General features: G+C 46.4%; 18 protein-coding genes. 9 read left to right on the top strand and 9 right to left on the bottom strand.

The window, feature by feature from the left end:
• Positions 1 to 31: 31 nt before the first annotated feature.
• Positions 32 to 292 (top strand): GlsB/YeaQ/YmgE family stress response membrane protein, encoded by a 261-nt coding sequence (locus FTU54_RS11790; RefSeq protein ID WP_005181091.1) that lies wholly within the window; start codon positions 32 to 34, stop codon positions 290 to 292.
• Between the two features lie 72 nt (positions 293 to 364).
• Here FTU54_RS11790 and FTU54_RS11785 read toward each other — a convergent pair whose 3' ends face one another.
• Positions 365 to 1,066 (bottom strand): DsbC family protein, encoded by a 702-nt coding sequence (locus tag FTU54_RS11785; RefSeq protein ID WP_180074788.1) that lies wholly within the window; start codon positions 1,064 to 1,066, stop codon positions 365 to 367.
• A 90-nt stretch (positions 1,067 to 1,156) separates the two neighbouring features.
• Positions 1,157 to 2,152 (bottom strand): CDF family Co(II)/Ni(II) efflux transporter DmeF, encoded by a 996-nt coding sequence (gene dmeF / locus FTU54_RS11780; RefSeq protein WP_180074787.1) that lies wholly within the window; start codon positions 2,150 to 2,152, stop codon positions 1,157 to 1,159.
• Positions 2,153 to 2,206: 54 nt separating this feature from the next.
• On the opposite strand from dmeF, the gene FTU54_RS11775 reads away from it, so the two are divergent.
• A complete protein-coding gene (locus FTU54_RS11775; protein ID WP_005181098.1) occupies positions 2,207 to 2,473 on the top strand; it encodes a metal/formaldehyde-sensitive transcriptional repressor in 267 nt (88 codons plus the stop codon).
• A gap of 139 nt (positions 2,474 to 2,612) precedes the next feature.
• Positions 2,613 to 3,755, top strand: a complete 1,143-nt coding sequence (locus FTU54_RS11770) for an MFS transporter (protein ID WP_104484548.1) — start codon at positions 2,613 to 2,615, stop codon at positions 3,753 to 3,755.
• A gap of 117 nt (positions 3,756 to 3,872) precedes the next feature.
• Here the strand turns inward: FTU54_RS11770 and FTU54_RS11765 are convergent, their stop codons facing one another.
• The 6 genes from FTU54_RS11765 to rpmH form a co-directional block, all read right to left on the bottom strand.
• Positions 3,873 to 4,208 (bottom strand): DUF1622 domain-containing protein, encoded by a 336-nt coding sequence (locus FTU54_RS11765; protein ID WP_005181102.1) that lies wholly within the window; start codon positions 4,206 to 4,208, stop codon positions 3,873 to 3,875.
• Between the two features lie 274 nt (positions 4,209 to 4,482).
• Positions 4,483 to 5,838 (bottom strand): tRNA uridine-5-carboxymethylaminomethyl(34) synthesis GTPase MnmE, encoded by a 1,356-nt coding sequence (gene mnmE, locus FTU54_RS11760; RefSeq protein ID WP_163143529.1) that lies wholly within the window; start codon positions 5,836 to 5,838, stop codon positions 4,483 to 4,485.
• A 95-nt stretch (positions 5,839 to 5,933) separates the two neighbouring features.
• Positions 5,934 to 7,703, bottom strand: coding sequence for a membrane protein insertase YidC (gene yidC, locus FTU54_RS11755; protein ID WP_075168111.1), 1,770 nt, complete (start codon positions 7,701 to 7,703; stop codon positions 5,934 to 5,936).
• 5 nt (positions 7,704 to 7,708) lie between these two features.
• Complete coding sequence (yidD, locus tag FTU54_RS11750; RefSeq protein ID WP_045795963.1) at positions 7,709 to 8,029, bottom strand: membrane protein insertion efficiency factor YidD; 321 nt, start codon at positions 8,027 to 8,029, stop codon at positions 7,709 to 7,711.
• 9 nt (positions 8,030 to 8,038) lie between these two features.
• Positions 8,039 to 8,431 (bottom strand): ribonuclease P protein component, encoded by a 393-nt coding sequence (gene rnpA, locus FTU54_RS11745; protein WP_005181120.1) that lies wholly within the window; start codon positions 8,429 to 8,431, stop codon positions 8,039 to 8,041.
• Positions 8,432 to 8,459: 28 nt separating this feature from the next.
• Positions 8,460 to 8,594: a 50S ribosomal protein L34 gene (gene rpmH / locus FTU54_RS11740; protein ID WP_000831329.1), complete on the bottom strand. Its 135-nt coding sequence runs from the start codon at positions 8,592 to 8,594 to the stop codon at positions 8,460 to 8,462.
• Positions 8,595 to 9,254: 660 nt separating this feature from the next.
• Between rpmH and dnaA the strand changes: the two genes are divergently transcribed.
• From dnaA to gyrB, 4 genes are all read left to right on the top strand, one after another.
• On the top strand, positions 9,255 to 10,634 hold the full coding sequence (gene dnaA, locus FTU54_RS11735; protein WP_005181121.1) for a chromosomal replication initiator protein DnaA: 1,380 nt from the start codon (positions 9,255 to 9,257) through the stop codon (positions 10,632 to 10,634).
• A gap of 110 nt (positions 10,635 to 10,744) precedes the next feature.
• Positions 10,745 to 11,893 (top strand): DNA polymerase III subunit beta, encoded by a 1,149-nt coding sequence (dnaN, locus tag FTU54_RS11730; RefSeq protein WP_168394138.1) that lies wholly within the window; start codon positions 10,745 to 10,747, stop codon positions 11,891 to 11,893.
• Positions 11,894 to 11,917: 24 nt separating this feature from the next.
• The gene (recF, locus tag FTU54_RS11725) at positions 11,918 to 13,000 is read left to right on the top strand and encodes a DNA replication/repair protein RecF (RefSeq protein ID WP_005181126.1); all 1,083 of its coding nucleotides are present in this window, start codon (positions 11,918 to 11,920) and stop codon (positions 12,998 to 13,000) included.
• A 42-nt stretch (positions 13,001 to 13,042) separates the two neighbouring features.
• The gene (gene gyrB / locus FTU54_RS11720; protein ID WP_104470783.1) at positions 13,043 to 15,511 is read left to right on the top strand and encodes a DNA topoisomerase (ATP-hydrolyzing) subunit B; all 2,469 of its coding nucleotides are present in this window, start codon (positions 13,043 to 13,045) and stop codon (positions 15,509 to 15,511) included.
• 52 nt (positions 15,512 to 15,563) lie between these two features.
• Here gyrB and FTU54_RS11715 read toward each other — a convergent pair whose 3' ends face one another.
• Entirely contained in the window at positions 15,564 to 16,727 is a 1,164-nt protein-coding gene (locus FTU54_RS11715) for a zinc-dependent alcohol dehydrogenase (protein ID WP_180074786.1), read from the bottom strand.
• Positions 16,728 to 17,044: 317 nt separating this feature from the next.
• On the opposite strand from FTU54_RS11715, the gene FTU54_RS11710 reads away from it, so the two are divergent.
• A complete protein-coding gene (locus FTU54_RS11710) occupies positions 17,045 to 17,686 on the top strand; it encodes a hypothetical protein (protein WP_160242677.1) in 642 nt (213 codons plus the stop codon).
• On the top strand, positions 17,686 to 18,285 hold the full coding sequence (locus tag FTU54_RS11705; protein WP_004280831.1) for an IS607 family transposase: 600 nt from the start codon (positions 17,686 to 17,688) through the stop codon (positions 18,283 to 18,285). The genes FTU54_RS11710 and FTU54_RS11705 overlap by 1 nt, the downstream gene beginning before the upstream one ends.
• Position 18,286: the final 1 nt, after the last annotated feature.

The raw sequence follows: 18,286 nt of genomic DNA, 5'->3' as shown, positions 1-18,286 counted from the left end.
TTGATAAACCATAACAAGAAGGAGACAGGAGATGTGGACACTTATTGTGGCTATCGTGATTGGTTTTATTGCAGGTCTTATCGCCCGTGCCATCCATCCAGGTGATGATAAAGCAGGCTTTATTATGACCACCTTACTCGGGATAGCCGGTTCTCTGTTGGCCACTTACGGCGGTCGCTTCCTCGGTCTGTATGATGAAAACTCAGCTGCCGGCTTTATTGCCTCAGTAATTGGTGCGCTGATTATTCTGTTTATCTATAACATGATTTCCAAACGCTCACATCGCGTTTAAATCAATAAAAAAGCACCGTTCATTCGCCGGTGCTTTTTTATGGTCTAAAATCTGACTTTTAACAATCTGAGCTTAGAGTCCAAATTCCTTGAAAATCTGCTCGATCTGCGCAGCAGGGTAGGCGCCCATCACCTTAAAACCATTCGAGAAAATAATGGCCGGTGTGCCGTTTAATCCCAGGCTTTTCACCAGTTTCAGATTACGCTGAATCGGATTGGCACAGGACTGGCTCGTGCGCGGGCTAAGACCTTTGGCAATCAGGTCTTCCCAGGCCTGGGCCGGATTGGCTTCACAATACACCTGCTGTGAAGGGCGTACCGATTGTGCCTTTAACGGTAAAATAAAGGTGTAAATGGTGACATCATTGAGTTTTTTCAGCTCTACTTCCAGCTGTTTGCAATACGGGCAATTTGGGTCAGAAAAGATGGCCAGCTGACGTTTACCCGTCCCTCGAACCGTTTTTAAAGCATCTTGTAGCGGCAGTTTTTTCCAGTCGATGCTGTTTTGTTGTACCAGCAGCGCTTTGGTCAAATTCTGCTGGTCGCTTAAACGGATCATGGAACCGGCCAGAATATGCTTGGCATCTTCATTCAGATAGACCACCTGACCCTGCATTGAACCGCTATAAATCCCGCGCATTTCAGTGGCCTGAATATTCTGGATATCCAGGTTTGGATGCTGCTGCTTTAAATTGGCTTTGACCGTGTCGACATTGGCCAGTGCCAGCGTTGAGCTCATCGCGAGCGCGGCCAGCAAGAATGCATGTTTAAACATAGTGAAATCTTGTCTTTATCAATCCTTGCCCGATTCTAATCTTAAATCGGGACAAAGATTCCACTTTTATCAGAGAAATTTACCGAATCACTACAGCATAGACAACGACGTTTCACGTGGAACATAAACCGGATAAATCGAGTTAATTTCAATTGAGACATGCACAATTTCCTCATGCACTGACAGGGCCGTGCGGATTTGATCGGCATTTAATTCATCTTCAGTTTCTACGGCCAGAATACAGGAAAACTTGTCACGACCGACTTTCCAGACATGCAGATCGGTGATATTGACCATTCCTGGCAGCTCGGCAATCACCTCGCGAATTTCTTCCACCACCGGATGATCTATTTCGGCATCCATCAAGGTGCGTCCAGTTTCCTGAATCAGGCCCCAGGCCCAGCGCGCCACCAGAATCGAACCCACAATACCCAGTACCGCATCAAGAAAATCCCAGCCCCAGAACTTGCCGGCAATTAAGGCCACAATCGCAAAAATGGAGGTCACAGCATCGGCCACCACATGCATAAACGCAGCTTTCTGGTTTAAATCATGTGCTCCAGCTGTATGTGCATGCGCATGTCCATGCCCCGACTCATGGTGATGGTGATGGTGATGGTGATGGTGATGGTGACCATCATCATGCAGTAACCAGGCACAAATCAAGTTGACCAATAGGCCTAAAATCGCAATGGGAATGGCTTCGTTATAATGAATATTAACCGGGAAAAATAAGCGTTCTACCGAATGAAACGCCATAAAACCGGCCACCACCAGCAATAAAATCGCACTGCTATAACCGGCCAGAATCTCAATTTTCCAGGTACCAAAGCTAAAACGGGCATCCTGGGCATAATGACGCGCCGCCCGATAAGCCACATAGGCCAGCCCCAAAGCCAGCATATGCGAGCTCATATGCCAACCATCGGCCAGAAGTGCCATCGAGTTAAAAATCCAGCCGCCAATAATCTCTAAAAGCATCATGACACCGGTTAATATCGCAGCATATAATATACGCTTCTGGGCCAGTGGATTGCCTTCATCAAACTGATGGTGATGGGTACGGTGAGAAACATGATTTTGCATGGGGAGAATCGTCCAATATACTCCCCCATAGTATATTTGAAATTAAGGTGAAGTGTGGGCCATTTACATACAGATAAAAAAGTTTTAAATCGCATCAAGCGTTTACAAGGTCAGATCAGTGCGGTGGAACAGTCCATTCATGATCCGGAAAAAAGCTGTATCGAAGTATTACAGCAGGTGGCTGCGATTAAAGGCGCGGTTAACGGGCTGATGAATGAGCTGATTGAATCGCATTTGCGCCATCATGTCATTGGCGATGAGGTCGAGGTCAATGAAGTCGAACTGGATGAATTTTTAAAATTGTTAAAACGCTATACCTAAGCCCATCTTTCGATTGACCCACAAAATTCCTGCCTTTACACTGAAACGATCTTTTCTCATATCATGATACCTGAGCCAAAAAGCTGAGGTATTTTTTTATTCTCTCATGTCAAACGCTCAATCGTGGCAGCCGTTTTTAATGGTCAGCCTGGCGCTGTGTATTGGTACCGTTGGAACCGCACTGGCCAGTCCTTTATATCCCTTGTATCAGGAGCTGTGGCAGCTGCTGCCGAGTCATATTACCTATCTGTTTGTGGCCTATATGTTCGGCTGTCTGGCTACGTTACTGTTTCTGGGACGAACCAGTAACCGCTTTGGTTTTGTCCGCAGCTTGCAGGTCGGTATTGCCCTGGTCACGGTTGGACTGATACTGTCAGCCTGGGCACCGACAGCGCTGTATTTGGGCCTCGGCCGCTTTATTATTGGGATTGCTTCGGGACTGATTACCACCTCTGCCATGCTGGGGCTGATGAATGTAGTGCCCGATAGCCATAAACTGCTGGCGCCGCAGCTCAGCTCGATTATTACCGCAATTGGCTTTGGTTTAGGGCCATTTCTGGGCGGTGTAATTGCCCAGTTTGCCGAGCAGCCGCTGGTCACGCCTTATCTTCCGGTGATTGTCAGTGCCATTTTCTGTGGGCTGGGCCTGTTCAAGCTAAAACAGCCTGCCTTTGAACAGCAGCCCTTTTCGGTTTATCCCAAATTGCAAACCCCGGATGCGCCGTATCAGGCTGCTTTTTTTCTGGTCAGTTTCGCTGCGTTTTGTGCCTTTGCCGGCTTTAGTCTGTTTGCTTCGCTGTCGCCGTCGTTTGTGCAGGATATTTTGCCTTGGCATGGACCACTGGTCAGTGGTGTAGCAATTTCTGCGATTTTAATTATTTCAGCCATCGTCCAGTTTTTTGCCCGTAGTGTACTGCCTGCCACGGCCTTGCGCTGGGGGCTCTATGCGCTGCTCGGCAGCCTGCTTCTGCTGGGACTGTGTATGTCGCTGCAATGGAGCCCGCTGTTCTTTGTCAGTGATGTGCTGGTCGGAATTGGGCATGGCTTGAGCTTATTGGGCGCCTTTGGCCTGATTCACCAGATGAGTCAGCCGCACAACCGCGCTGCAATTATGTCCAGTTATCTGTTTATTGCCTATCTGGGCACCATTGTACCGATTATTGCGGTGGGCTATTTATCAGACCATTTTGGCTTAAGTGTGGGTATTATCAGCTTCTGCATGCTGATTGGGCTGCTTTGCCTCAGCCTGATCTGGCAGCAGCGTAAAGTGCTAACCTTTTAAATTAATGCTGTTGAGTCGGGGATGATCAGGCACCCTCGGCCTGATCCTGGGTGCGGACAGACTGCGCTGCCAATCAGATGCTGACCATATCAACATCCACCAGATGATTGAATAGTTTTATTTCTCTGTACCGGGTTGATGTTCCAGCTCTTTCATTAAAAAGTAGTTTAAAAAGGTCCGAATGACCGCAATAATCGCCAGTTTGATCAGGCTGTCCATATCCGGATCGACCGTGGTGGCCAGAATATCCGCGGCCAGCTGAAACTCCAGCGCAGTGGCCAGCCAATTGCCAAAACAATAGCGCGCACTGCGGCCGGATTTTAACTGGACCAGCACCATTAAGGTTTTGACCAGACCAATCACTACACAGACCACCGAGATAAACTCGAGTAACAGCTGCAGCACACTCACTAAAGCAACCAGTGACTCACGTAAATCAACCACCTCCAGCATGCCACACCTCCGGCAGTGTTTTTATAGACTGCATTCAGGATTTTATTGAAACAACTTGTAGGTTATTCACTCATCATAGCCTGAATATCGGGCAATAGAAGGGCGGATGGCAAGATGTAAACTGCCGCATACGATGTGACAGGCTGTTCCCTTAGAGTATACGAAACCCTTTAGGCTGAAATGACGAGATTGCCTGATAAAAAGCAATAAAAAAGCACCAGGTGGCTAACACCTGATGCTTTTAAATGCATAGCAAGCTCAGAGCGTACTACGCTTATTTTCCAATACAGAAAGAACCGAAAATTTTACCCAACAGATCATCGGCACTAAAATCTCCGGTAATTTCACCTAGGGCATTTTGCGCCAGACGCAGGGATTCAGCCACCAGCTCACCGGCATGATAATCTACCAGCTGCTCGCGCGCTTCGGCCAGATAGTACTGGGTGCGTTTCATTGCGTCTAAATGACGAGTTCGGGCAATAAAGGTATCTTCTTCCGGCTGGAAGCCTGCATGGGCTGTAATCGCATCTATGAGCGATTGAACACCGGTTTCCTGCTTGGCCGACACGGTAATATGACGAAAGCCCTGATAATCACCAATAACGGCTTCAGCACCAGTCAAATCTGCTTTATTACCAATCAGCATCAGACGTTTGGGTTCCAGATGATCGGCAAAATATTCCTGGGCCAAGGCCAGTGGATCTTCACCCTGACTTAAGTCATACACCAGCAGCAATAAATCGGCCTGTTCAATTTCTTTAATCGCGCGGCGGATGCCTTCTTTTTCCACCACATCACCGGTTTCCCGTAAACCGGCGGTATCGGTCAGGGTAATCGGCAAGCCATTTAAGGTGATTTTTTCATGCAGCACATCACGGGTGGTACCAGCAATATCGGTCACAATCGCCCGTTCAATCCCGGCTAAAGCATTCAGTAAAGATGATTTTCCGGCATTGGGTTTACCGGCAATCACCACCTGCAAGCCTTCGCGCAATAATTGTCCCTGACGCGCCGATTGCTGTACCGCGGTGACTGAGCTGGCAACATCATCCAGCAGGGCCAGAATTTTACCATCGGCCAGAAAATCAATTTCTTCTTCCGGAAAATCAATCGCTGCTTCCACATGCAAACGCAGATGAATCAGTTTTTCTAAAACCGTATTGACCTTGGTTGAAAATGCACCTTGTAAAGAACGTACCGCAGAACGTGCTGCAGCCTGCGAGGTCGCGTCAATCAGGTCGGCAATCGCTTCGGCCTGTACCAGATCAAGCTTACCATTTTCAAAGGCGCGCATGGAAAATTCACCCGCTTTGGCTGCGGTCGCGCCGAGTTCCAGTAAACGTGCCAGCAGGGCATTTTGAATGACAGGGCCACCATGACCTTGCAGTTCCACCACATCTTCACCGGTAAAAGAGTTCGGATTGGGGAAACAAATCACTAAACCTTCATCCATCACCTCACCGCTAGCCTCATAAAACTGACGAAAGCCGGCAAAACGGGCTTTCGGCAGCTGCTTTTGGGTTAAGGCTTCAGCAATGGCATAGGATTTAGGACCAGACAGGCGAATCACCCCCACACCGCCACGCCCGGGTGGAGTAGCAATCGCAGCAATTGTTGTGGTTTGGGTCAGCATAAATTCACCTGTTGCAATGCTTAAAGTCGGGCCAAAAAAAATCCGCCTAAGAGTATCATCTTAAGCGGATTTATTCAGCTCGTCAGTACAACTTAGTTGACTGGGGTCGCTTCATCACGTTTGGCACGGTCTTTCTCAACAGATTTGTTGATCAGGCCTTGCTGCAAGATGGTGATCAGGTTGTTGACAATCCAGTACAACACCAGACCCGCCGGGAAGAACAGCAGGAACACAGTAAAGATGACCGGCATAATGCGGAAGACTTTAGCCTGCATAGGATCGGTCGGCTGCGGGTTCAGCATTTGCTGAATATACATGGTCGCACCCATGATCAGCGGCAAGATAAACCAAGGGTCCATTGCCGATAAATCCTGAATCCAGAGTAACCATGGCGCATGACGCAGCTCTACAGATTCCATCAGTACCCAGTACAGGGCCAGGAAGATTGGCATTTGCAGTAACAGCGGTAAACAGCCGGCCAACGGATTAACCTGTTCACGTTTGTACAGGGCCATCATCTCTTGCGAGAAGCGCATCCGGTCTTCACCGAACTCTTCTTTCATGCGCTGCATTTCCGGTGCAATCACACGCATTTTCGCCATAGAACGGTAGCTCTTCGACGATAATGGCCACAGAATCAGCTTCACCAGAATGGTCAACAGAATAATTGCCCAGCCCCAGTTCCCCACTAAGCCGTGGAAGAATTCCAAGCCTACAAACAGCAGTTTGGCAATTGGCCATAACCAGCCATAATCCACAGTCTGATTCAGACCAGTGGCCAGATCTTTCAGCTCTGACTGGATTTTTGGACCGCTATAGAAGGTCGCATCGACTTCTGCCACTGTACCTGCCGGTACATTAATGGTTGGCGAAGTAAAGCCGATAATATTCATATTATCGCCTGATTTACGCGATTCCAGCTTGGCGCTATACGGTTGGCCATCGGCCTGGGTCAGTTTCAGGTTACCCGGCACCCATGCACTCACGAAGTAGTGCTGTACCACCGCAACCCAGCCGCCAGTCGCTTCAACATTCAGTTTTTCTTCAGTGAAGTTGTCGAATTTCAGCTTGTTGTAGTGTTCATCCGGTGTCCCCCAGGCGCCGCCCAGGAAGGTACCCAAAGTGAAAATGCCCTGGTCCGATTTACCCGGATCATCCGAGTTATCGCGTTTGATCTGACCAAACATTTGACCTTGCCAGTTCTGGCCACTGCGGTTTACCACTTTGTGGTTAACCACAATCGGATATTCGCCTTGCTTGAAGCTGAAGGTCTTGATAATTTCTACACCGTCAGCAGTTTTGTACACCATTGGTACATTTAACACTTTCACCGCTTCACCGTCCTGATTCTGAACGGCTTTGGCATCTTCCAGGCTATAGCTTAATTTTTCAACTTCATAGTTTGGACGACCATTACGGCTGCTGTCTGGTCCATTCAGACCAATCAGGCCTGACTGAGCGACATAGGTACGTTTGTCATCGCTTTCAAGCATTACAAACGGTGCATCACTGTCTTTATTTTTGTCATGATTGAGTAATTCAACACGAACAATATCACCACCTTTTGGATTGATCCAAAGATGATAAAGGTCAGTTTGTACTGAAATAAGCTGCTGACTTACAGGTGCAGTGGCATCTGTGGTTTGAGTCTGCTGCGCTGAAATATTTGCCTGCGGTACATCAGAAGCTGCTGTAGCGGTTTGGCCATTTGGCAAATCTGCAGACACTTCATGTGAAACCACCGCAGCCTGTTGCTGTGGTTGGGTTTCAGCATTTCCATAATCTTTTTGCCAAGCCAAAATGAGCAAATAAGCGACAACAAACATGGCCCCGAGAATTGCAATCCTGGCCCATTGTTGCATATCTATTACCCCAAGTGGTTAGAGTGATTTTGGTTCAATAAACGTTCACGAAAGGGTACAGCAATGTGACCCGTTTGAGAATCTATTTGCTGAAATGAAATAAAACGAATTGCTTTGGCCGGTACAGGGTCATAGCCCGAACCACCCCACGGATGACAACGACAGATACGTCTGGTCGCCAGCCACACACCACGTCCGGCCCCATGGATCTGAACTGCTTCCAGGGCATATTGAGAACAGGTTGGAATATAGCGACAACGTGGTCCAAGAAGCGGACTAATCGCAATCTGATAGAAACGAATCAACCAATGCAGTAAACGTACCATTGGTCATCTCTACTGATGTGGGGAGGGAGCTATTTTAGAATGCTTTTTGGCAAGGCGGTGCAATTTCTGCCAAGCAAATTGTAATTGCTGATGTAACTCTGCATTTGGCACTGTTTCAATCCCCATTTTGGGCATCACCACAATATCCAGTACAGCCAATTGCTGTTGATGCAGGCGAAAACTTTCGCGAGCAAGTCGTTTTACTCGATTTCTTTCGTGTGCACGACGCACTTTTTTCTTGGCAACAACAATACCCAAACGGCTGTTCAGCAGTTCGGACGGTTTTGCCAGAAATAAGAAATGGGGTTGATGCACTTTAAAAAGCGCACCATCAAACACATCTTTATAATCGGCAGCACAGCGTATACGAAGCTCTGTGCTGAAGCCATAAAGTGATGTCATAACACCCAAGTCGATGCAGCGTGACTGATTAAACAGTTAAGCTGTGACGACCTTTTGCACGACGGCGAGCTAATACTTGACGACCAGCTTTAGTAGCCATACGAGCACGGAAACCATGAACGCGTTTACGCTTTAATTCAGATGGTTGGAATGTACGTTTCATGTCGAAACTCCAAAAATGATCTTTCTATAAAGGTCCGCGATTTTAGTGCTCATTGCTTGAGCTGTCAATCAAAAACACGGTTTTCCTTTAAATAAGCCTAATTTTTATAAAAGGCCTTAAGTTTATCCAGGAATAGGCAATTGTACATATTCTGGCTTATTCACAAGCTATCCTATTGTTAAAACATATAAAATAAGTTATAAACAATATTATTCACATAATTATCCACAAGACCATGTGAATAAATTTATTCTCTGCAGGTTTAAATTCGAATTTAAATTTATTTTCAGTTTATCCACATCCGAGCACGCTCTAATATATAAATTCAAATTTATAAATTTAAATTTATTCTTATTAGGGTGGCTTTTTTATGTGGAAAAGCAATTTTTAAATTTAAAAAACATAGACTTTGCATGTGGATAACTGTGTTTTTATATTTTTAATACATTGTGGATAACTTTATGCTATATTTTATCCACAGCTTGCGGATAAACTTATCCACACCAGCTTTTAAATTTAAATTTAGATCTTGATGTTTGTTTTTTGGCTAAATTCGCTCAATTTCTCATGACAGATGTGGATAACTTGGTTAGAATGGCGACCCGCTTGCAGCGGACGAATGCGTTTTAAATTTAAAATGGAATAAATAGGGGTTTTCACATGCTTTGGACGGACTGCTTAAATCGCTTGCGACAAGAGCTCTCTGGGAATGTCTTTACGATGTGGATTCGCCCATTAGTTGCAGAAGAATCAGAAGATACTTTACGTTTATATGCACCGAACCCGTATTGGACCCGCTATATTCAGGAACATCATCTTGAGCTGATCACGATTCTGGCCGAACAACTGTCTGAAGGACGGGTACGTAAAGTTGAAATCCTGGTCGATTCCCGTCCGGGCGCCATTTTATCGGCCAGTGAACAGCCAGCGACCACCACCGCTGCTTTAGAGTCAGCACCGGCACCGGTCAGCCGTCCAAAAAAGGACAAAGAAGAGAGTGGCAGCAAAAACAGCCGCAAGCGTCAGTTAAACCCTTTATTTACCTTTTCTTTATTTGTAGAAGGCCGTTCTAACCAGATGGCGGCAGAAACCTGCCGTAAAGTATTGACCCATCTGGGCGCCTCACAACATAACCCGCTATTTTTATATGGCCCGACCGGTCTGGGTAAAACCCACTTGATGCAAGCGGTGGGGAATGCCTTGTTGCAGGCCAAGCCGAATGCCCGGGTCATGTATATGACTGCTGAAAGCTTTGTACATGACTTTGTTAGCTCGCTACAGCAGGGCAAGGTTGAAGAATTCAAGAAAAATTGCCGTTCACTTGATCTGCTCTTGGTGGATGACATTCATTTGCTGGCCGGTAAAGAAGCCAGTCTGGTGGAGTTTTTCTATACCTTTAATGCCTTATTGGATGAATCCAAGCAGATTATTCTGACGTCGGACCGTTATCCAAAAGAACTGACCGAACTGGACCCACGTCTGGTATCGCGTTTTTCCTGGGGCCTGTCGGTGGGGGTAGAACCGCCCGATATTGAAACCCGGATTGAAATTCTATTAAAGAAAGCCGAAAGCAGTGGCGTCGATTTACCGCGCAACTGTGCCTTGTTTATTGCCCAGCAGGTGGTCGCCAACGTGCGTGAACTGGAAGGCGCCTTAAATAAGGTGGTCGCGATTTCCCGTTTTAAAGGCACCGCGATTGATCTGGATGTGGTGCGTGAATCTCTAAAAGATGTGCTGGCGATTCGTGCGCGTACCATCAGTACCGAAAATATCCAGCGTGTGGTCAGTGAATATTTCCGTATTCCACTCAAAGAGCTGGTCGGGCCAAAACGTACCCGGATTTATGCCCGTCCACGGCAGCTGGCGATGGGGCTGGCCCGTGAACTGACCGGGGACAGTTTCCCTGAAATTGGCATGGCTTTTGGTGGTCGTGACCACAGTACCGTGATGCATGCCTGCGAGAAAGTACAAAGCCTGCGCGAAGAAGATCCAATCTTCAACGAGGACTATAAAAACCTGCAACGCCTGTTGCAAAGTTAGGCCGGTTTGGTCAAATTCTGTTCTTGCAATGCGGCATATTCTGCCGCATAGTACACTGCTAAAAAATTAATTTTTATCTTCATCATCTTCAGTTGTTAGAGGAATGTACCGTGCGTTTAAAAATCGCCAAAGAAAGCTTACTCAATGTTCTATCACATGTTGTAGGAGCGGTTGAACGTCGCCATACGTTAAACATTTTATCTAACGTGAAAGTTCAGGTGACTGAACAGGCGCTGACCATTACCGGTTCCGATCTGGAAGTGGAGCTGGTGGCCAGTACGGTTCTGGCTGAAGGTGCATGTTTACAGGCGGGTGAGACCACGGTGCCGGCACGTAAACTGATGGATATCTGTAAATCTTTGCCGACTGCGGCTTTAATTGACCTGCAGATTACTGAAGATCAGCGCTGTATTTTAAAATCGGGCAACAGCCGTTTCGTGTTGGGGACTTTACCAGCCGAAGATTATCCGTTATTGGCCACTGAAAATACTCAAGGCACACAGGTAGCGGTGACTCAGCGTGAATTAAAACGTTTATTTGAAAAAACTGCCTTTGCCATGGCGGTGCAGGATGTACGTTTCTATTTGACCGGCACCTTGCTGGAAATTGATGAAAACCAGCTGCGCGCTGTGACTACCGATGGCCACCGTTTGGCATTATGTGAAACCGGTGCCTCTTCAAATGCGACACAACCGATTCAGGCGATTGTGCCACGTAAAGCTGTGGGTGAATTACAGCGTTTGCTGAGTATTGAAGATGAGCAATTGTCTTTGTTAATTGGCCGTGAACTGTTAAATGTAACCATTTCCGTGCCGAGCCGTGACAAAGAGCAGGGCGATATTACCGTACGTTTCACCACCAAGTTAATTGACGGTAAATTCCCGGATTACCGCCGTGTGATTCCACGTGGTGGTGATAAAGTGGTGATGATTGCACATGACGTGTTCAAGCAGTCGTTACAGCGTGTGGCGATTTTAAGTAATGAAAAATTACGCGGCGTATTCCTGAACTTTAATGCAGATTCACTGCAATTACGTGCCAACAACCCGGAGCAGGATGAAGCGATTGAAGACCTGGCCGTGCAATACAACAATACACCGCTGGAAATGTCGTTCAATGCTCAATATCTGCTGGATGTATTAGGTGCACTGGATGGTGATGATGTGGCGATGACCATGACCGAAGCCAACCAGTCGGTACTGGTGCAAGACCCAGCGCAGCAAGATCAAACCTATGTTGTGATGCCGATGCGTGTCTAAGCTTGTATGTGATCTGACACGATTATGCATATTACGCGTTTAAATATAGAACGTGTTCGAAACTTAAAAGCGGTTGCACTCGTCGGGTTGCAGCCGTTTAATGTCTTTTATGGTGCCAATGGCTCCGGTAAAACCTCGATTCTGGAGGCCATTCATTTACTGGCCACCGGTCGTTCCTTCCGTACCCATATCCCCAAAAACTATATTCAGCATGATGCCCAAGATGCGATTGTATTTGCCCAGTCGCCCACCGAAAAAATCGGCATGCAAAAACTGCTGTCTGGGGAACAACTGATTAAGGTCAATGGTGATCATATTGCCACCCAGGGGCAGCTGGCCAAACTGCTGCCGCTACAACTGATTGATCCGCAAAGTACCGATATTATCGACCACGGCGCTAAACCAAGGCGACAGCTGCTGGACTGGATGATGTTCCACGTGGAACCAGAATTTTATCATGCCTGGCAATACTATTCGCGGGCCTTAAAACAGCGTAACAGCTTACTAAAAACCCGGCGTCATTTAAGCCTGGCAGAACTAGAACCGTGGAACCAGATGCTGAGCCAGTATGGTGAAATGCTGCATCTGCAACGCTACAGTATTATCGAGCAGTGGCAGCATTATTTTCAGCAGGATTTACAGCAGCTGTTGCCTGATTTAAATATCCGGCTGGAATACCATCCCGGATTTCATCCGGAACCGGGCTTGATGAGCGATTTGGTCAATCATCATCAGAAAGATGTGGAACGCCGCTATACCGAATATGGACCGCATCGCGCAGATTTACGTTTAAAAACAGCGACGGGCGATGCCGATGTTGTGCTGTCACGTGGACAAAAAAAGTTATTGATCATGGCTTTAAAACTGTCACAGATTGCAATGCTGCATGCGTGCAATAAGGAAACTGTGGTATTATTAGATGATCTGACAGCAGAATTAGATTTAACCGCACAACGACGTTTAATTGAGCGATTGAGCCAACTTGGTAGTCAAGTTTTTATTACCACCTTAGACCATGAATCAGTGCAGAATCACTTACATGATTTGTCTATTTCCTATCAATTATTCAATGTTGAAAACGGTACTGTTCAAGTTGTTGTGCAATAGTTTTTTATCTTTGGATAGACCAGTTTTTACTAGGGAGAAACCATGAGTTCAGAAGATCAATCTGCCACTCAAACAGAACAAACCAATGAAAAGGCTTATGATTCCTCTAGTATCAAAGTATTACGTGGCCTAGATGCTGTTCGTAAACGCCCGGGCATGTATATCGGTGATACAGATGATGGTACCGGTTTACACCACATGGTGTTCGAGGTGGTCGATAACGCGATTGACGAAGCGCTGGCCGGCCACTGTGACGAGATTCTAGTTACTATTCACGAAGATGAATCGGTATCTGTGGCCGATAATGGTCGTGGTATTCCAACCGACATTCACCCGGAAGAAGGCGTATCGGCTGCCGAGGTGATTCTGACCATCCTGCACGCCGGCGGTAAGTTCGACGACAACAGTTATAAAGTGTCGGGCGGTCTGCACGGGGTCGGGGTATCGGTGGTAAACGCCCTGTCGAGCAAACTGGAACTGACCATTAAACGTGCCGGTCAGATTCATCAGCAGGAATACCGTCATGGTGATCCGCAATATCCATTAACTGTGGTTGGTGAAACAGAAGAGACCGGAACCATGGTTCGTTTCTGGCCAAGCGCCGAGACTTTCAGCCAGACCATTTTTAATGTCGATATTCTGGCGCGCCGTTTACGTGAACTGTCGTTCCTGAATGCCGGTGTACGTATTGTCCTGAAAGATGAACGTATTAACCTGGAACATATCTATGACTATGAAGGTGGTCTGTCTGAGTTCGTGAAATATATTAACGAAGGCAAAAACCATCTGAATGATATTTTCCATTTTACCGTGCAGGCAGAAAATGGCATTGGAGTTGAAGTTGCGTTGCAATGGAATGATTCTTATCAGGAAAATGTGCGCTGCTTTACCAACAATATTCCGCAAAAAGATGGCGGTACCCATTTAGCCGGTTTCCGTGCCGCGTTGACCCGTGGTTTAAACAGCTACATGGAAAACGAAAACCTGCTCAAAAAAGAGAAAGTGGTGGTTTCCGGGGATGACGCACGTGAAGGTTTGACCGCAATTATTTCGGTGAAAGTGCCTGATCCAAAATTCTCTTCACAGACCAAAGAAAAACTGGTGTCGAGTGAGGTAAAACCTGCGGTCGAGCAGGCCATGAATAAATCTTTCTCGGAATATTTACTGGAAAACCCGCAAGCGGCCAAATCGATTGCCGGCAAGATTATTGATGCAGCGCGTGCCCGTGATGCAGCGCGTAAAGCACGTGAAATGACCCGTCGTAAGAGCGCGCTGGATATTGCCGGTTTACCGGGTAAACTGGCCGATTGTCAGGAAAAAGATCCGGCTTTATCGGAACTGTATCTGGTCGAGGGTGACTCTGCGGGTGGTTCAGCCAAGCAAGGCCGTAACCGTAAAATGCAGGCGATTTTACCGCTAAAAGGTAAGATCCTGAACGTGGAACGTGCCCGTTTTGACAAGATGATTTCATCGGCAGAGGTCGGCACCTTGATTACTGCACTGGGCTGCGGAATTGGTCGTGAAGAATATAACCCGGACAAGCTGCGTTATCACAAAATCATTATCATGACCGATGCCGACGTCGATGGTTCGCACATCCGTACCTTGCTGCTGACGTTCTTCTTCCGTCAAATGCCGGAGCTGGTGGAACGTGGTCATATCTATATTGCCCAGCCACCGCTGTACAAGCTGAAAAAAGGCAAGCAGGAACAGTACATTAAAGACAATGAAGCGCTGGAAACCTATCTGATTTCCAATGCCATTGATGAACTGGCCCTGCATGTCAGTGCAGATGCACCGGCGATTCGTGGTGAAGCACTGGCTTCGGTGATTGCCGATTATCAGACCTCGCAAAAGAGCCTGAGCCGTTTAACCTTGCGTTATCCAGCCAGCCTGTTAGATGGTTTGCTGGCGCAAGAGGCGTTCAAGCTGGATCAGGCGCATGATCTGGATTATGTACAGGCTTGGGGTGAGCAGCTGTGTGCCTATATCGCGGCCACTCAAAGCAGTTTACGTCCTGAACTCAGCATCGAAACCTTTGACAAAGAAGATGCGGAAGGACAGAAGTCTGCGATTTACTGGCCACGTATTACCATTTATGTGCATAACCTGCCACATGCCTATTTGCTGGATGCCGGTTTACTCGGTTCGGGTGAGTACGCACGTTTGCTGAAGAACTCGAAGAGCTGGTTTAGCCTGATTGAAGAAGGCGCGTACTTGCAAAAAGGCGAGCGCAAGATTCAGGTCAACAGCTTCCATCAGGTCTGGCAGCATATTCTGCAGGACTCACGCCGCGGCATGATGATCCAGCGTTATAAAGGTCTAGGTGAAATGAATGCCGAGCAGCTTTGGGAAACCACCATGGACCCGGAAAACCGTCATATGCTGCAGGTGACCATTGAAGATGCGATTGAAGCAGATCGGATGTTCTCATGTTTAATGGGCGATGATGTGGAACCACGTCGTGCTTTTATTGAAGAGAACGCCCTGAATGCCGATATTGATGCCTAAGGGCATGATTTAAAAAAAGCGCCTGCGGGCGCTTTTTTGTTGGCGCGATGGATTAGGGCGTGAGAATAATTTTGCGGCAATCCTGTTCGCGTTGATCAAAAATACGATAGCCCTCGGCAGCATCGGCCAGTTTCATACGGTGGGTAATAATCACTTCGGGGGACAGGTCGCCATTTTCAATCCGTTCCAGTAATTCGGGCAGGTAACGATGCACATGGGTCTGGCCCATCTTGAAGGTCAGGCCTTTATCAAAGGCATCACCGAACAGGAAACCGTGAATTGGACCGGCATAGACGCCCGGCACACTGACCACGCCGCCACGGCGCACTGCGGCAATACACTGGCGCAGGGCAAAGCCGCTGGAGCCTTCCAGTTTCAGGTTGGTCATCACGGTTTCAATCATGCTGCCTTTGGCTTCAAAACCAATTGCATCAATGACCGCATCGACACCCCGATGGCCGGGGGTATTGTCAATAATAAATTCGGCCGCATCCATTTCATCAAAATTGATCGGAATCGCGCCATAGGTTTCATGGGCAAACTGCAGCCGGTAATGGTGATGATCGACCATAAAAATCTGTTCAGCGCCAAGCATCCGTGCACAGGCCGCTGACAGTAATCCCACGGGTCCGGCACCATAAATGGCTACACTGGAGCCTTTGCCAATTTGTGCATTGGTCACCGCCTGCCATGCGGTTGGCAGAATATCGGTCAGGAATAGCACTTTTTCATCTGGCAGTGAACCGGGAACTTTAAAAGGACCGATATTGCCTTTGGGGATTCGCACATAATCGGCCTGTCCACCCGGCACGCCGCCATAAAGATGACTGTAGCCAAACAGCGCTGCACCCGGTGGAATCTGTTTTTTATTCAGAATGGCGCCGCGGCCCGTATTGGTATTTTCACAGGAGGCAGTCAGCTCATGTTCACAGAAAAAGCAGTGACCACAAGCAATCACAAAGGGAATAATCACCCGGTCGCCTTTTTTTACTGCCGTGACCTCGGGGCCGACTTCTTCGACCACGCCCATAAATTCATGGCCAAAAATATCGCCGTGTTCTGTGGCCGGAATTTTACCGCGATATAAATGCAGATCTGAGCCACAAATGGCAGTGGCGGTGACGCGAAGGATGACATCATCCGGTTCCTGAATAATTGGGTCAGGCACCGATTCAACTCTTACATCTCGGGTTCCATGATAGGTTAAGGCACGCATAGAATTTCCTCTCTTGGCTAGCAGAAGGCCAGACCCGCGCATTGAGCCGGCCACATTTCTTCATGATGAGATGCGCGGCTGTAAATTTATGTATAAAAAAACCGGCCAAGCTGTGTGCAAGAGGGCTTTATATTGCAGTTCAGTAAGTGCAATCAGAGCTAAAACGGAGAGGAAAACAGCTATTGGTGAGCATCCTCCTTGATCTTTTTAAAGAAAACAGACGGGCTAAAAAGAGGAGTGATTTATATCAAATAATTATATTGACAAATATAGTCAAACATATACAATTTAGGTATTAAATTTTAAAAAAACTTGCAATGAAATACTTGACTGAAAGCTTAAAGAAAGTAGAGCAAGACCTTGCTTATTTTGTATCCCCTGAAAATAAAGATGGGTTTATTAAGGAATTTGCATCATGGGTCTATGGTGAGTGGTCAAAGAATGATTTCTATGAAACCGATATTGTAGATTTAGGCTATGATTGTTCTTCGTACCCTGAAAAAACAAATCAATCACTCTCCGATAAATGCCCCACCTATGCTGATTTTATTAATGCAAATACAGGCTTTTCTGAATGTACTCACGTTTCAGGACAAGGTATGCGCTGTCAAGAATATGAGGAAAAATTATTAGAGATTTTTGGTGATGCTTGCGCTAAAAAACTAGATGATTTAGTAGAGCTATATCAACTAGAAGTGCCTGAAAAATACAAAAAATTTGCAGAAAATATTAGTGAACTAATTTTCCTTGAAGTTGTTGATCATCATGAGGATTCAGAACTTTATGAGGTTTGTGACGATATTTTATTAAAATATAATCAGCTAGGAGTCGCATCATCCCCTTATACATGCCCTATCTGTGGATGGGATGAAGACAATGATCTAGCCATATATTGTGATGAATCCATATTTAAAGACTATACACTTGAGGATTTCAAGAAGTTAGCGGAGATTGATTAATGTATTCTCCTGCTAAATTCGGTGAAATGATTGGGAAGTCGGTTAAAACTCTACAAAGATGGGATGCCGAAGGTATTTTGGTTGCATGTCGAAATCCTAAAAATCGCAGATACTACACGCACGATCAATACCTTGAATATATCGGTATAAAAGCAACGGAAGCTAAATCGTCAGTAATTGTTTATTCAAGGGTATCTAGTGTTGCTCAAAAGCCCGATTTAGCTAATCAGGTGTCAGCTTTAGAAACTTTTTGTACTGTAAATGGCTATGCTGTTGATGATTGGGTGTCAGAGATTGGAAGTGGTTTGAATTATAAAAGAAAGAAATTCAATCAGCTTTTTCTTGATATTGAAATGGGTAAAGTTTCAATGCTTGTCATTGCTCACAAAGACCGTTTGGTGCGTTTTGGTTTTGAGTGGTTTGAATCTTTTGCTGAAAGACATGGTTGTAAAATTATTATTATGAATCAAGAATCTCTTTCCCCAACGGAAGAAGTAACTCAAGACCTGTTAGCGATTATTCATTGTTTTTCTTCTCGACTTTATGGATTAAGAAAATACAAAGAAAAAGTTAAAGAATTAGTGAATAGTAAGGAATAAC

It is taken from the genome of Acinetobacter sp. YH12116 (genome assembly GCF_013418895.1).
Taxonomy (GTDB): Bacteria; Pseudomonadota; Gammaproteobacteria; order Pseudomonadales; family Moraxellaceae; genus Acinetobacter; species Acinetobacter indicus.
The sequence above is the reverse complement of the archived record's forward strand: the minus strand, read 5'-3'. Positions and strand labels throughout refer to the sequence as shown.

Excerpts from the sequence above, each read along its gene's own strand:
- gyrB (WP_104470783.1), top strand. The coding sequence starts at position 13,043 with ATGAGTTCAGAAGATCAATCTGCCACTCAAACAGAACAAACCAATGAA.
- FTU54_RS11790 (WP_005181091.1), top strand. The coding sequence starts at position 32 with ATGTGGACACTTATTGTGGCTATCGTGATTGGTTTTATTGCAGGTCTT.
- rnpA (WP_005181120.1), bottom strand. The coding sequence starts at position 8,431 with ATGACATCACTTTATGGCTTCAGCACAGAGCTTCGTATACGCTGTGCT.
- FTU54_RS11705 (WP_004280831.1), top strand. The coding sequence starts at position 17,686 with ATGTATTCTCCTGCTAAATTCGGTGAAATGATTGGGAAGTCGGTTAAA.
- dnaA (WP_005181121.1), top strand. The coding sequence starts at position 9,255 with ATGCTTTGGACGGACTGCTTAAATCGCTTGCGACAAGAGCTCTCTGGG.
- FTU54_RS11710 (WP_160242677.1), top strand. The coding sequence starts at position 17,045 with ATGAAATACTTGACTGAAAGCTTAAAGAAAGTAGAGCAAGACCTTGCT.
- yidC (WP_075168111.1), bottom strand. The coding sequence starts at position 7,703 with ATGCAACAATGGGCCAGGATTGCAATTCTCGGGGCCATGTTTGTTGTC.
- FTU54_RS11715 (WP_180074786.1), bottom strand. The coding sequence starts at position 16,727 with ATGCGTGCCTTAACCTATCATGGAACCCGAGATGTAAGAGTTGAATCG.
- recF (WP_005181126.1), top strand. The coding sequence starts at position 11,918 with ATGCATATTACGCGTTTAAATATAGAACGTGTTCGAAACTTAAAAGCG.
- FTU54_RS11770 (WP_104484548.1), top strand. The coding sequence starts at position 2,613 with ATGGTCAGCCTGGCGCTGTGTATTGGTACCGTTGGAACCGCACTGGCC.
- yidD (WP_045795963.1), bottom strand. The coding sequence starts at position 8,029 with ATGGTACGTTTACTGCATTGGTTGATTCGTTTCTATCAGATTGCGATT.
- FTU54_RS11785 (WP_180074788.1), bottom strand. The coding sequence starts at position 1,066 with ATGTTTAAACATGCATTCTTGCTGGCCGCGCTCGCGATGAGCTCAACG.
- dmeF (WP_180074787.1), bottom strand. The coding sequence starts at position 2,152 with ATGCAAAATCATGTTTCTCACCGTACCCATCACCATCAGTTTGATGAA.
- FTU54_RS11765 (WP_005181102.1), bottom strand. The coding sequence starts at position 4,208 with ATGCTGGAGGTGGTTGATTTACGTGAGTCACTGGTTGCTTTAGTGAGT.
- rpmH (WP_000831329.1), bottom strand. The coding sequence starts at position 8,594 with ATGAAACGTACATTCCAACCATCTGAATTAAAGCGTAAACGCGTTCAT.